This is a genomic window from Aeromonas sp. XH (assembly GCF_033348475.1).
Taxonomy (GTDB): Bacteria; Pseudomonadota; Gammaproteobacteria; order Enterobacterales; family Aeromonadaceae; genus Aeromonas; species Aeromonas sanarellii.
This window is the reverse complement of sequence record NZ_CP137630.1, coordinates 1,586,233-1,598,365: the sequence shown is the minus strand read 5'-3', so window position 1 is coordinate 1,598,365 and position 12,133 is coordinate 1,586,233. Positions and strand designations below refer to the sequence as shown.

At 67.1% G+C, this 12,133-nt stretch carries 11 protein-coding genes; 1 reads left to right on the top strand and 10 read right to left on the bottom strand.

All coding sequences use genetic code 11. The features are described 5' to 3' along the window. Positions 1 to 107 precede the first annotated feature (107 nt). From R2B70_RS07605 to R2B70_RS07595, 3 genes are all read right to left on the bottom strand, one after another. Positions 108 to 1,916, bottom strand: a complete 1,809-nt coding sequence (locus R2B70_RS07605; RefSeq protein WP_318163032.1) for a M3 family oligoendopeptidase — start codon at positions 1,914 to 1,916, stop codon at positions 108 to 110. A gap of 80 nt (positions 1,917 to 1,996) precedes the next feature. Continuing rightward, the gene (locus tag R2B70_RS07600; protein ID WP_318163031.1) at positions 1,997 to 3,787 is read right to left on the bottom strand and encodes a M3 family oligoendopeptidase; all 1,791 of its coding nucleotides are present in this window, start codon (positions 3,785 to 3,787) and stop codon (positions 1,997 to 1,999) included. Positions 3,788 to 3,958: 171 nt separating this feature from the next. After that, entirely contained in the window at positions 3,959 to 4,873 is a 915-nt protein-coding gene (locus R2B70_RS07595; RefSeq protein ID WP_318163030.1) for a DUF808 domain-containing protein, read from the bottom strand. A gap of 265 nt (positions 4,874 to 5,138) precedes the next feature. On the opposite strand from R2B70_RS07595, the gene R2B70_RS07590 reads away from it, so the two are divergent. After that, positions 5,139 to 5,741: a DUF924 family protein gene (locus R2B70_RS07590; RefSeq protein WP_318163029.1), complete on the top strand. Its 603-nt coding sequence runs from the start codon at positions 5,139 to 5,141 to the stop codon at positions 5,739 to 5,741. Positions 5,742 to 5,807: 66 nt separating this feature from the next. Here the strand turns inward: R2B70_RS07590 and secF are convergent, their stop codons facing one another. From secF to R2B70_RS07555, 7 genes are all read right to left on the bottom strand, one after another. After that, positions 5,808 to 6,722, bottom strand: a complete 915-nt coding sequence (secF, locus tag R2B70_RS07585) for a protein translocase subunit SecF (RefSeq protein ID WP_318163028.1) — start codon at positions 6,720 to 6,722, stop codon at positions 5,808 to 5,810. A gap of 109 nt (positions 6,723 to 6,831) precedes the next feature. After that, positions 6,832 to 8,634, bottom strand: a complete 1,803-nt coding sequence (secD, locus tag R2B70_RS07580) for a protein translocase subunit SecD (protein ID WP_318163027.1) — start codon at positions 8,632 to 8,634, stop codon at positions 6,832 to 6,834. 146 nt (positions 8,635 to 8,780) lie between these two features. Then, positions 8,781 to 9,248, bottom strand: a complete 468-nt coding sequence (locus R2B70_RS07575; RefSeq protein WP_318163026.1) for a hypothetical protein — start codon at positions 9,246 to 9,248, stop codon at positions 8,781 to 8,783. A gap of 108 nt (positions 9,249 to 9,356) precedes the next feature. Further along, positions 9,357 to 10,217, bottom strand: coding sequence for a DUF6279 family lipoprotein (locus tag R2B70_RS07570; protein ID WP_042075201.1), 861 nt, complete (start codon positions 10,215 to 10,217; stop codon positions 9,357 to 9,359). A gap of 50 nt (positions 10,218 to 10,267) precedes the next feature. Beyond that, the gene (locus tag R2B70_RS07565; RefSeq protein WP_318163025.1) at positions 10,268 to 11,128 is read right to left on the bottom strand and encodes a phosphotransferase; all 861 of its coding nucleotides are present in this window, start codon (positions 11,126 to 11,128) and stop codon (positions 10,268 to 10,270) included. Continuing rightward, on the bottom strand, positions 11,118 to 11,714 hold the full coding sequence (lpoB, locus tag R2B70_RS07560; protein ID WP_318163024.1) for a penicillin-binding protein activator LpoB: 597 nt from the start codon (positions 11,712 to 11,714) through the stop codon (positions 11,118 to 11,120). The genes R2B70_RS07565 and lpoB overlap by 11 nt, the downstream gene beginning before the upstream one ends. Beyond that, positions 11,714 to 12,112 carry a YcfL family protein gene (locus R2B70_RS07555; RefSeq protein ID WP_318163023.1) on the bottom strand — a complete coding sequence of 133 codons (399 nt, stop codon included), beginning with the start codon at positions 12,110 to 12,112 and terminating at the stop codon, positions 11,714 to 11,716. Before R2B70_RS07555 ends, lpoB begins: the two co-directional genes overlap by 1 nt. Positions 12,113 to 12,133 lie beyond the last annotated feature (21 nt).

Below are 12,133 nucleotides of genomic sequence, written 5' to 3'. Positions count from 1 at the left end.
TTTCTTGCTTTGGATCACGCCCGTCCGGGCCGGAAAACCGCGGGGCAGAACCCTTTGCCCCGCCATGCCCCTGCAAGGAACATGGCGGGAACCGGGTCTGTCGTGACTCAGCCGCCGCTTTGGGCGAAGCGCTCCACCGCCGCTTCCACCAGGGCCAGGCTCCCCTGCCAGAAGGCGCTCTGGCGAATGTCCTGCCCCAGGTGTTTCTCCACCAGCGCCTCGGCGCTCATGCGGCCGGTGTCCCGCAGCAGGGCGCGATAGGCCCCGGCCACGTTCTCCTCCCCCGCCGCCTGGCGACCCATCAGCTGCTGATAGACCCCGAGGCTGAACAGATAGCCAAAGAGATAGGGGTAGTTGTAAAAGCCGAAGCCCGCGATGGAGAAGTGCGCCTTGGCGGCCCAGAACATAGGGTGATAGCGGCTGAGGCTCTTTTCATACCAGCGCCCCCAGGCCTCGTCGGTCAGCGCCTTGAGCCGCGCCGGCGAGACATAGCCCGACTCGCGTTCGGCCACCAGGGCGCGCTCGAAGTCGAAGCGGGCCGGGATGTTGACCAGGAAGGTGGCGGCGCCGTCGGCCTCCGCCCAGGCGATGGCAAGGCGCTCCTCGGGGCTCTGCGCCTGCTCGAACAGGGCGCTGCGCACCAGGGTCTCGGCGAAGATGGAGGCGGTCTCGGCGAGCGTCATGGGGTAGCTGCGCTGGCTCATGGGCAAGTCTCGGATGAGCCAGTTGTGCCAGGCGTGCCCCAGCTCGTGGGCCAGCGTGATGACGTTGTCCATGGTGCCCGCATAGGTGATGAAGACCCGCGGCTCCACCGGCTCGGCAAACTTGGTGCAATAGGCACCGGTGCGCCGGTTCGGGGTGGGGGCGGCATCGATCCAGCCGCGCTCGGCCATCATGCGGGCAAAGTCACCCATCTCGGGGTCGAAGCGGGCGAAGGCCTCGGCGATGATCCCGATCGCCTCCTCGAAGGGGATCTCCCGGCGGCTGGCGGCGGGGGGCGGCGCAAACAGATCCTCGGGCCCCAGCACCTCGAGGCCGAGGCGCCCGGCCATCAACCCCAGGGCCCGCTGGCCCAGGTGGCGGGCCTGCCAGGTCTCCTCCATCAGGGTATCCAGGGTCGCCCGCTCGATATGGCTCTGGTGGCAGGAGAGATCCAGGGCATCGAGGGTCCGAACCTTGCCGCGCTGGCGCGAGAGCTCCAGGCGCCAGCCGTTGAGGGCGTTGAGGATGGCGGCCACCGTCTCCTGCTCCCCCTCCCAACCGGCGCTGATGGCATCGAAGGCCTCTTTGCGCAGGGCCCGATCCGGGCTGGAGAGCAGGTTGCTCGCCTCTGCCAGCCCCATCTCGCGGCCGTCGATCACCAACCGGATCTTGCCCACCAGATCGTTGTAGAGGTTGCCCCAGGCGTGCAGGCCGTCGGTGCCCAGGCCGATGACCAGTTGCTCCGCCTCCACCGGCAGGCGCTGATCCTGCAATCGGCGCTCATGGCGCAGCCGGTACGCCTCCTCCCCCAGCAGGGGATCGGCCATCAGCTGCTCAAACTCGGGCGCAGGTAGCGCCAGCATCAGATCGTCGATGGGGGCAAGCGTCTTGAACAGATCGGCGTTGAGGGCGCGGGCGCGGGAGGCCTGCTGCTTGGCCAGCCCGTCCCGGGCATCCTGGCTCCCCTTGCAGGCCGCCAGCACGGCGATGTTCCAGCCGATGTCGCGAATGCGCCGGGCCCGCAGGCGCACTTCCCGCAGGAAGTCCTGCAGGGCCGGCAGGCTGGTTTGCGCCTGCGCCAGCCCCTCGATAAAGCCGCCAAGCTCCGCCAGGCTGGCGCGGGCCAGGCTCATGTCCGCCTCCAGCACGCTGCTGTCGAGGGAGGGGTAGATATGCTCATTTTGCCACTGCTGTGGGTAGACTCGTTGTTGCATCGAACGCTCATCGTCAGGGACGGGCCAGGCCCGTCGTGAAACCGGGGTGACCCGAGGGCCACGAACTTCGCGGGCTGGCCTCACACCAGCCGCTCGAGGCGCTCCACCGCCTCTTCCACATAACGCAGGCTCTCCTGCCAGAACACGGGCGCACGGATGTCGACCCCCAGGTGCTTCTCCACCAGCGCCTCGGCGCTCATGCGGCCGGTATCTTGCAGCAGGGCGCGATAGGCGGGGACAAACGCCCGCCCGGCCCGCGCCTGCTGGGCATAGAGCCCCAGGCTGAAGAGATAGCCAAACAGATAGGGGTAGTTGTAGAACCCGGACTCGGCGATGGAGAAATGGCCCTTGCTGGCCCAGAACAGCTCGTCATACTGGCTGAGGGCGTCACCATACCACTGCTGCTGCGCCGATTTCATCATCTCCCGCAACTGGCCCGCCCCCACATACCCCTGCTCCCGCGCCGCCACCAGGGCCCGCTCGAAGGTGAACCGGGCTGGGATGTCGAGCAGCAGGCTCGCAGCCCGCTCCCCGTCCAGCCAGGCGATGGCCCGGCGCTGCTCCACCTTGTCGGTGGCGGCCAGCAGGGCATCGCGCACCAGGGTCTCGGCAAAGAGGGAGGCGGTCTCCGCCAGCGTCCTGGGGTAGTCGCGCTGCTCCAGGGGCAGGTCTCGCAAGAGCCAGCTGTGCCAGGCGTGGCCAAGCTCGTGGGCCAGGGTGATGACGTTGTCCATGGTCCCCTCGAAGGTGAGGAAGACACGCGGCTCCGGCGGGTCGGCATACTCGGTGCTGTAGGCACCGCTGCGTCTGTGGTCGCTCGGAGCGGCATCTATCCAGCCCCGATCCGCCATCATGCGGGCGAAGGCCCCCATCTCGGGATCGAAGGCCGCAAAGGCCTCCACCACCAGAGCCAGCGCCTGCTCGAAGCTCATCCTGCCTTGCACGGCGAGCGGGGCCGGGGCATAGAGATCCCAGGGGGCAAAATCGGTGATCTGCAGGGCACAGGCCATGGCCCGCAGGGCGCGGCGCCCCAGCGCCTTGTGCTCGTCGGCCGCCGCCATCAGGGTCTCCAGGGTGGCGCCCGTGAGGTGCTCCTGATGGCAGGAGACCGCCAGGGCATCCAGCCTGCCTCCCCTGCCGCGCTGACGGACGATCTCGTTGCGCCAGCCGTTGATGGCGTTGAGGATGGCGGCCACCGTCTCCTGCTCCGCGGCCCAGGCGGTCTGGATGGCGTGCCAGGCGGCGGCGCGGCGTGCCCTGTCCGGGTGGGCGAGCAGGTTGTCCGCCTGGGCCAGCCCCATGGGAACCCCCTCCACCACCGGCATCAGCCGGCCCACCAGGTTGTCGTAGAGATCCCCCCACCCCTGCAGGCCGTCCACCGCCAGCCCCTCGATGAGCTGCTCGCTCTCGAGCGACAGCCACTGATCCTGCTGCACCCTGTCGTGATGGATGAAGTAGGCCAGCTCGAAGAGCTCGGGATCCTGCAGCAGGGTGCGTACCAGCGCCTCGGGGGCACGCACCCAGAACAGGGCCACCGGCTTGCAGCGCTGGGCCAGGGTCGCCTGCAGCTGCTGGCCCCGGGAGAGCAGCACCCTGGCGGCCTCGTCGCGCCCGTCCCGGCTGAGGCGGTTGTAGCCATAGGTCTGGCTGTTCCAGGCCAGGGTCTTCACCCCGTTGGCCTGGCGGCGGATGGCCCGCAGCAGGTGGCGCAGGGCGTTGGGGTCAGGGATGGGGTGAGCGGGATCCGGCAGGTCCGCCAGCAGGGCGTCGAGCCCGGTGAGGGCGCGGGCGGCCTGCGAGAAAGCGGCGTCGATGGCCGTATCGTCGGGGGCGGCATAGATGTGAGCATCCTGCCAAACGGGTGGTTTCATGGTTGTCCTTGTCTGTTTGCGTCCATATCGGGGCCCCGCCTCTGCGGGCGGGTGACAGCCCGGATAGTACGAAGGGGGCCAGGCACTTGCCTAGCCCCCATTCGAGGCAACCGGAATCACGGGGAAGGCGCGGTGCGACGGCCCCTGTCGGCCGCCCCGCACAGCAACGCCTTACTTGGCGGGTTTGAGCTTGCTCACCAGGGTCATGGCCAGCACCAGCAGCAGGCCCGCCAGCACCCCCACCAAGGCGTTCAGCAGGGTCGGCATCACCAGGGCGAGGGCCGTCCCCATGCCGGGCAGGGAGGCGACAGCCGCTGCGGCCCCCTCGATCAGGTGGTGGACGAAGGGCCAGCCGTGGACCAGGATGCCGCCGCCGACCATGAACATGGCGATGGTGCCGACCAGGGCCAGCAGGTGCATCAGGAGCGGCGCCGTGACCAGCAGGCCTCGCCCCAGGGCGCGGCGCAGGGCACTGGCATCGGGGGCCTGCAGCAGGTGCAGGCCGATGTCGTCCAGCTTGACGATGAGCCCCACCAGGCCGTAGACGCCTATGGTCATCAGCAGGGCGATGCCCGCCACCACGGCGATCTGCAGCCCCAGGCTCGACCCCTGTACGGTACCAAGGGCGATGACGATGATCTCGGCGGAGAGGATGAAGTCGGTGCGGATGGCCCCCTTGATCTTCTGCTGTTCAAACGCGACCAGATCATCGGGAATGGGGGCGGCCTGGGACTCCTCCCCGGCCTCGTGGGGCAGGAACTTGTGCGCCAGCTTCTCGGCCCCCTCGAAACAGAGGTAGGCGCCCCCCAGCATCAGCAGCGGGGTGATGAGCCAGGGCACCAGGGCGCTGATGGCGATGGCCGCAGGCACCAGGATGAGCTTGTTGCGAAACGACCCCTTGGCCACCGCCCACACCACGGGCAGCTCCCGCTCGGCCCGCACCCCGGAGACCTGCTCCGCGTTGAGGGCGAGATCGTCCCCCAGCACCCCGGCGGTCTTCTTCGCCGCCATCTTGGTCATCAGCGCCACGTCATCGAGCACGCTGGCAATATCGTCGAGCAGGGCCAACAAACTGGTTCCGGCCATATCAGAGAATCCTTATGTCAGTGGAAGAGAGCTTCCCGAAGCACACCGCGCCCTTGTTGGCCACGACCTTGGTCATCAGCGCCACGTCGCCCGGCACGCTGGCAATGTCGCCCGGCAGGACCGGCAAGGGTTCCGGCCGAAGGGGGATCCCTATTTCGGGAAAAGATGGCACAGTGTAACGGGAAGCCACCATGTCGGCAGCCCCCCATGGCAGGGTTCCCCTGCCCCATGTTCACTTCAAGGCCCCGGGCCCGAGGAGTTTTCCATGCAACCCTGGCAACCTCTGATCGATTTCTGGTTTGGTGACGATGCCGATGACGCCCGCCGTGCGGCGCGCCAGGCCCCCCTCTGGTGGGGCAAGAGCAGCGAGACCGACGCCCTGCTGGCCCGGCGCTTCGGCGAGCTGGCGGCCAGCGCCGCGGCGGGCGAGCTCGCCGGTTGGGCGGATCACCCCGCGGGCCGCCTGGGGCTCATCCTGCTGCTCGACCAGTTGCCGCGAAACCTCCATCGCGGCACCCCCGCCGCCTTCGCCCAGGACGACAAGGCGCGGGCTCTGTGCCTCAAGGGGCTGTCGTTCGGGGCGGACAGGGGGCTCTCGCCGCTGGCCCGGGTCTTCTTCTATCTGCCCCTCGAGCACGCGGAGTCCCGGGAACAGCAGGCCAGAAGCGTGGCCCTGTTCGAGGCGCTGGCCGCCGAGCAGGCACAGGGCCCGGCCCGGGAGACCTTCGAGGGGTTCGCCGACTTCGCCCGCCGCCATCAGGTCATCATCCAGCGCTTTGGCCGCTTCCCCCACCGCAACGCCATCCTGGGGCGCGAGAGCACCCCGGAGGAGGTGGAATTTCTGCGCCAGCCGGGCTCCGGCTTCTGAGCCGCGCGGCCAGACGCGCATAAAAAAACGGGCCTTAGGGCCCGTTTCTCATGGCTTGGCCTGCGGTCATGCCGCCTCTGCCAGCTCCTCTTCCTGTTTCTGGTAGGCCTGGGGGGAGAGTCCCAGCAGCTCCTGCACCGTGGAGGCCACCGTGATGGAGGAGAGGGTCCCCACCAGGATGCCGGCGAACAGGGTGAAGGAGAAGCCGTAGAGGGCGTCCCCGCCGAACAGGAGCAGGGCCCCCACGGTGAAGAGGGTGGTGCCCGAGGTGATCATGGTGCGGCTGAAGGTGGCCTTGATGGCCACGTCCGAGCACTCGTGGATCCCCATGCGGGTGCGCGAGCCCAGCAAGTCCCGCAGCCGGTCCGAGATGACGATGCTGTCGTTGAGGGAGTAGCCTATCACCGCCATCAGGCCGGCGATGACGTTGAGATCGAACTCGATGTCAAAGAGCGCGAGAAGTCCGATCGCCACCAGGCCGTCGTGCAGTACGGACACCAGGATGCCGATGGCCTGCCGCCACTCGAAGCGCACCGCCAGGTAGGCGGAGATGGCCAAGGAGGCCACCAGCACCGCCAGCATCCCCTGCTGGAACAGCTCCGCGCCCACCTGGGGCCCAACTATGGTGGTGCGCAAGAGCTCCACCGGCAGGGCGAGCTGCTGCCCCAGCATGGCCGCCAGATCCTCCGCCGCCCAGGGCAGCGCGTGGGGGGGCAGCTTGATGAGCCACTCGCCGGGCACACCGGCGCCGTGCAGCTCCACGACGCCCGCCAGGGGCGCCGTCAGCGGGGCGTTGAGCTCGTGTGCCTCCTTCAGGGTCTGGATGCGAAACTCCAGCAGGATGCCACCGGTGAAATCGAGCCCGAGGGCAAGCCCTTTTGCCGCAAGGACGGCCACGCAGGCCAGGGTCAGAAGCACGGAGGCCCACAGCCCGATATAGCGCCAGCGGGTCAGCCCCATGGCCAGGATCATTCTCAGCATTGTTCTTCCCTCGACGTCAGGTGGTTCAGGCTTCCCGGCAGGAAGCGGTCGGTGCGCAGGCCAGGCAGGCTCACGGGCGCGGCGTCATGGTGATGAAGTCGGTTCATGGTCATACCCTCAGCAGCTTGGCGCGGCTGTTGCCCCACAGGGGGTTGATGATGGCGCGGGTGCCCCAGATGCCGGTCACCATGCTGGAGATGAGCCCCAGGATCAGGGTGATGGAAAAGCCCTGCAGCGGCCCGGAGCCGATGGCATAGAGCACCACGGCGCAGATGAGGGTGGTGATGTTGGCATCGAAGATGGTGCGAAACGCCGAGCGATAGCCAAAGTCGATGGCGTTGGCAAGGGTCCCCCCCTCCCGCAGCCTGTCCTTGATCCGCTCGAAGATGAGCACATGGGTATCCACCGCCATGCCCACGGTGAGCACCAGACCGGCGATCCCCGGCAGGGTCAGCACGGCCCCCGGCAGCACTGCCAGCATCCCCACCTGCATCAGGAGGTTGGCAACCAGCGCCGTGATGGCGACCCAGCCGAACTTGCGATACCAGGCCATCATGAACAGCATCATGCCCGCCATGCCGAACGCCAGGGCGGTGAAACCCGCCTCTATGTTCTGCAGACCCAGGGTCGGGCCAATGCTGCGCTCCTCCAGGATCTTCAGCGGCGCGGTGAGGGCACCGGCCCGCAGCAGCATGGCGAGCTCCTGGGCCTCAGGCAGGCTGCCAATCCCGGTGATGCGGAACTGGTTGCCAAGGGCGGTTTGGATGGTGGCGACGTTGATCACCTCGCTGCGGGCGCGCAACTTGCCCTCGGCATTGGTCTTGTACTCGGTGAAGACGGTGGCCATGGGCTTGCCCACGTGCTGGCGGCTGAACTGGTTCATCTTGCTCCCCCCCAGGGTGTCGAGCACTATGTTGACCTGGGGTTGCCCCATCTCCCCCATGTTGGCGCGGGCATCGACGATGTGCTCGCCGCTCAGCACCGGCTGGCGGGCCAGTCCCACCGACTGGCCGTTGCGATCCGCCATCACGAAGCGGCTGTCGGCCTTGGCCTCGTAGAAGGCCAGGGACGCGGTGGCGCCGATCACCTCTTTCGCCTGCCTGGGGTTGTGCACCCCCGGCAGCTCGATGCGGATGCCGTCCTGCCCCTGGCGCACCACCGAGGCCTCGACGATGCCGAGCTCGTTGATCCTTTTTTTCAGGATCGACAGGTTCTGGGTCACGGCGTTGTTCACCAGCAGGGTGCGTTCAGATTCGCTCAGCACCAGGGTCAGCGCGTTGCCGGAGCGAGTCAGGGTCCACTGATCCTGGCGGGTACCGGCGCTCTCCTTGATGATGGCGAGCCAGGCCTCCTGCCCCGCCACGTCGGGCAGGGTGACGGCCACGCTCCCCTGGGCGGTGCGCATCACGCTGGCACCGCGCAGGTTTGCCTCGCGAAAGCGGGTGCGCAGGGTATCCACCAGGTTCTTGGTCTGGTTGTCGATGACGAAATCCACGTCCACCCCTATCAGCAGCTGGGAGCCGCCGCGCAAGTCCAGCCCGAGCTTGATGGGGTCTGCGCCGAGCCGGCTTATCCAGGTCGGGGCATTGGAGTAGAACTCCAGGGTGAGGGCGGCGCTGTCCAGCCCCTGCTGCTCCAGCAACTGCTTGGCCAGTTGCTGCTCCCCCTGGCTGGCGAACACCAGCTCCATCCGATTGCCCTGGGCGACCTGCTTGAGCGGCTCGATGCGGTTGTCGGCCAGCAGGGTGCGCTGCGCGTCGCTCAGGCGCGACTGACCGTGCAGGCCGAGGGAGGGCTGCTCACCGAAGAAGGTGGGCAGGGAATAGAACGCGAAGGTGACCAGCATCAGCAGCAGCAGGGCGTACTGCCACAGGCTCATGCGGTTCAGGACGGTATGACTCTTTTTTCTCATGAAATCGGCCTCTGTCAGGCGATGGCAGGGGGCGACGCGACGTCGCACCGTGCAAAAAATGAAACAAGACAGCCTAGCCGTTCACTGAAGGTGAACAGCAACAGAGAGAAGATGAGGCAACAGGTGGCAAGCTGACCCCATCGGGATCAGGCGAGGAAGCTCTGGGCGAAGCGATACTGCAGATGCCGGCGCTGCAAGCGCCGCTGGTGAAGGGTGGCAAACCTGTCGCGGAAACTGGTTCGGGGATACGACAGGGCGGCATAGAGCAGCAGGCCGCACAGCAACAGCAGGATGGCCTGCTGGGACCAGCTCGTCACCAGCTCGTAGACCACGCTGCCGGGCTGATGATCGCGACTCAGGGAGTGCTCGAGTCGCAGCAGGTGATTCTGGTGGGAACCGACGAACTTGACGATGCCGTCGTCACTGCCGCTGACGCCGTGGGCCGCCAGGCTTGCATCGGAAGGCGTCGCCCCCTCCGCCAGCGAGTGGGCCTGCTGGGCCGAGGGCTGGGACGCGGGAACCCTGAGCCCCTCCACCGAGAGGGTAGAGAACAACAGAGCGAGGGTGATGAGCAGGGTCATCGCCGCCAGTTTCACGTTGTCAGTCAGGCTCAAAAAGTTAATTCCCACACAATAGAAAGGGCAAGCTACCACAGCCTGCCCCACAAGAACAAGGGCGGCAGGCCCGAAGGCCCGCCGCCCTTGCGCTCTGGTCCCTCGCCCTCAGCGGCTGCGGGTCATGCCCTCGAAGTCCTCGGCATAGTCCTTGAGCAGGGTATAGAGATGGGCCCGCTGGGAGAGATCCATGGACTGGCTGAGATCGCTCAGCCACTGGATGGTGCGCTGGCGTGACTGGTCCGTATAGCCGGTGAAGCGACCGTCCATCAGGCCGTCCCCCTGCTGCAGCAGCCGGGTCAGCTCCTGGCCGAAATTCGGACTCTGGCGCTGCTTCATCAGCCGGTCCAGCTCCTTGGTCCAGGCCTCCTGGAAATCGAGCCAGGGGGCCATCATCTCGTATTGCCACTCGGCCCACTGGTTGACGAGGGGCGCCTGGGCCGGTTTCACCTTGCCAATCCAGAACACCAGGCGCTCGTTCATCTTCTCCCGAAAGCCCTTGATCATCTCGGCCTTCGACTCGGTAGCAAAATCGTGCTGGCGCTCCTGCTGGCGCTTCACCCGATCGGCCATGAAATGCGCCACCTGGTCGTCGGTCAGGGTCTTGGCCAGGCGCACCGTGCGGGGAATGGCGTTTTCCAGGGTGCGGGTCAGGCTCGCCTGGGTTCTGTCCAGGTGCAGGGTGACCTGGGCCGGGGTCATGGGGCTGGCCACCGCCCTGGCCAGGGCATCGAGATCCCGGGCGTAGAGGGGCAGCTCATGCTGCCGGTGCCAGGCCATCAGCCCCTTCACCTCCTGATCCAGCAGGGTCTTCTGGCTGCGGTTCAGGGAGAAGTAGTCGTCCAGTTGCCAGACGATGGCCGAGTCGAGCCAGTAGTAGATCACCCGGGTGGCGCAACCCGTCAGCAGCAGGCAGAGCAGCAGCAGGCTCCAGCTACGAGGTTGACGCCATGAGAATGTGGTCACCATGCATGCCTCCCATTCATTGAAAACAAGCGTCAGTCATGCCGTTGCCGGATTCATTCCAGGCGCTGGCGGTTCGTGTCGATGAGGGCCTGATACTCGGGCCCGGGTTGCCGCTCGGCCATCAGCAGCGCCCACAGCAGGCCGATGTAATCGACCCAGGGCAGGAAGGCATCGGCCTGAAATCCCTTGGCATTGAGCAGCTTATGCGTTCCCATGCCTTCAAGATAGCAGCTCTCCAACTGACGCCGCTGCTCTTCGCTCCAGCCATGGGTGCGCTGAATGCTGGCGACCTCGAAGCCCGGATGACCGGCGGCGCCGTACTCCCAGTCGATGACCCAGGGCCGAGGTCCCAACAAGTTAGCCGGATTGAGATCGTGATGGCAAGGGAGCCAGCAATCGTCCGGCTCCCGGCTCGCGAGCAGGGCCCGCTCCAGCGCCGGCAGCCAGGCCGGCACCCGGGCCAGACGGGCGCGATAGCCGGCGCTGTGGGCCCGCACCGCCATCACCACCTTGGGCACCGGCAGGCGGTGCAGGCGCCCCAGCACCCCGGCCAGCAGGGCGGGCTGCGCCTCGGGCGCGGGCGGCTGCTCGGCCCAGTTCGGCTCGTCGCACCACGCCAGCAGCATCAGGCCGCTGGCGGGATCGCCGTGATGGCAGGGCAGTGCCAGCCCCTGCCCCACCGCCCCCTGATAGAGCCGCCACTCGGTGGCCCGATCGATGCCGAGGCGCACCGGATCCGGGTGGCCGCGGCGCAGGAAGGCGCACTCTCCCGAGGGGAGGCTGAGCCGGTAGTTGCCGTTGGTCAGCCCCCTCGCCAGCGGCTCAAGGCGCCCCTGGTTCCAGGGGGCTGGCAGGCTGGCGAGCAGCGCCAGCTCCGCCAGATCCCCCTGCCCGCGCGGGTCCTCACCAGCCAAAGGTGGAGGTCTTCGCCTGCTTGCGGATCTCTTTCTGATCGGCCCACAGCAGTTCGCCGTTCTCCAGATCCATCAGGTTCATGGTCATCTGGTAGTAGACGTCCTTCACCTTGCCGTTGTCCTTGACGATGCTGGCGAGGTTGCCATAGACCATGTAGCGGGCCCCGGTCTGCTTGCCCAGGCGCACCATGGTGGCGGGATCCACCATGCCGCTGCCCTGCTGGTACTCGAGCTGCTGCTTGACCGCGCTCACCTTGCTCATGTCCACGAAGCGGAACTTGCCGGCGCGCAGCAGCTTGGTGCGCAGGGTGTCGGTGATGGCCTCGGTGTCGATGTGCTCCGAGGTCTTGTTGCGGATGGAGTCCATGAACATCACCGGGCGGCCCCCTGCGGTGATTTCGCTGGTCGCCGGTGAGGCGAGCAGGGAGTCCGCCATCTTGTCGGCGATGGCCTGCAAGTCGGAGGAGCCGTAATCCACCGTCACCGTCTCTGTCTCGGTGGGATCGCCATAGCTGACGGTGGTGCTGGAGCAGCCGCCGAGCAGCAGGGCGCCGGTCAATATCAGCAGGGCATGGTTCATTCTCATCAGTTCGATTCCTCAATCACTTCGCGTACGTAAATCCGGTAGCCCCGGGCGGCCGGACTCGGCGCCAGGGCGGACAGAGTGCGGGTCTGGTAGCCGTGCAGCTTGATGGGGGTCCAGCCGCGGCCGTCGCTGGCCAGCTCCTGCCCCGCCTCGTCATACCAGTAGAAGAGATATTGCAGCGTGTTGTCACCGCGCTGGGTGCTGGCCACCGCCACGTTGACCTGCAACAGGCCGTTCTGCTGGCGCCGGCTCAGCTCGGTCAGGGTGACGTCGACGTTCTGGTGCTGCTCCGCCACCGCCGCCGCCCCGGGCGCGCCATAGAGCGCCATGCCGGAGGTATTGGTGGCGCAGCCCGTCAGCAGCAGAACCAGGCCCAGGGCCAACCCTTGTGCTTTCATCTTGTTCTCCTCGCCGGCGGC

Bases quoted from the DNA above. Each gene is read 5' to 3' on its own strand.
- R2B70_RS07605 (WP_318163032.1), bottom strand. From the start codon at position 1,916: ATGCAACAACGAGTCTACCCACAGCAGTGGCAAAATGAGCATATCTAC.
- R2B70_RS07600 (WP_318163031.1), bottom strand. From the start codon at position 3,787: ATGAAACCACCCGTTTGGCAGGATGCTCACATCTATGCCGCCCCCGAC.
- R2B70_RS07595 (WP_318163030.1), bottom strand. From the start codon at position 4,873: ATGGCCGGAACCAGTTTGTTGGCCCTGCTCGACGATATTGCCAGCGTG.
- R2B70_RS07590 (WP_318163029.1), top strand. From the start codon at position 5,139: ATGCAACCCTGGCAACCTCTGATCGATTTCTGGTTTGGTGACGATGCC.
- secF (WP_318163028.1), bottom strand. From the start codon at position 6,722: ATGCTGAGAATGATCCTGGCCATGGGGCTGACCCGCTGGCGCTATATC.
- secD (WP_318163027.1), bottom strand. From the start codon at position 8,634: ATGAGAAAAAAGAGTCATACCGTCCTGAACCGCATGAGCCTGTGGCAG.
- R2B70_RS07570 (WP_042075201.1), bottom strand. From the start codon at position 10,217: ATGGTGACCACATTCTCATGGCGTCAACCTCGTAGCTGGAGCCTGCTG.
- lpoB (WP_318163024.1), bottom strand. From the start codon at position 11,714: ATGAGAATGAACCATGCCCTGCTGATATTGACCGGCGCCCTGCTGCTC.
- R2B70_RS07555 (WP_318163023.1), bottom strand. From the start codon at position 12,112: ATGAAAGCACAAGGGTTGGCCCTGGGCCTGGTTCTGCTGCTGACGGGC.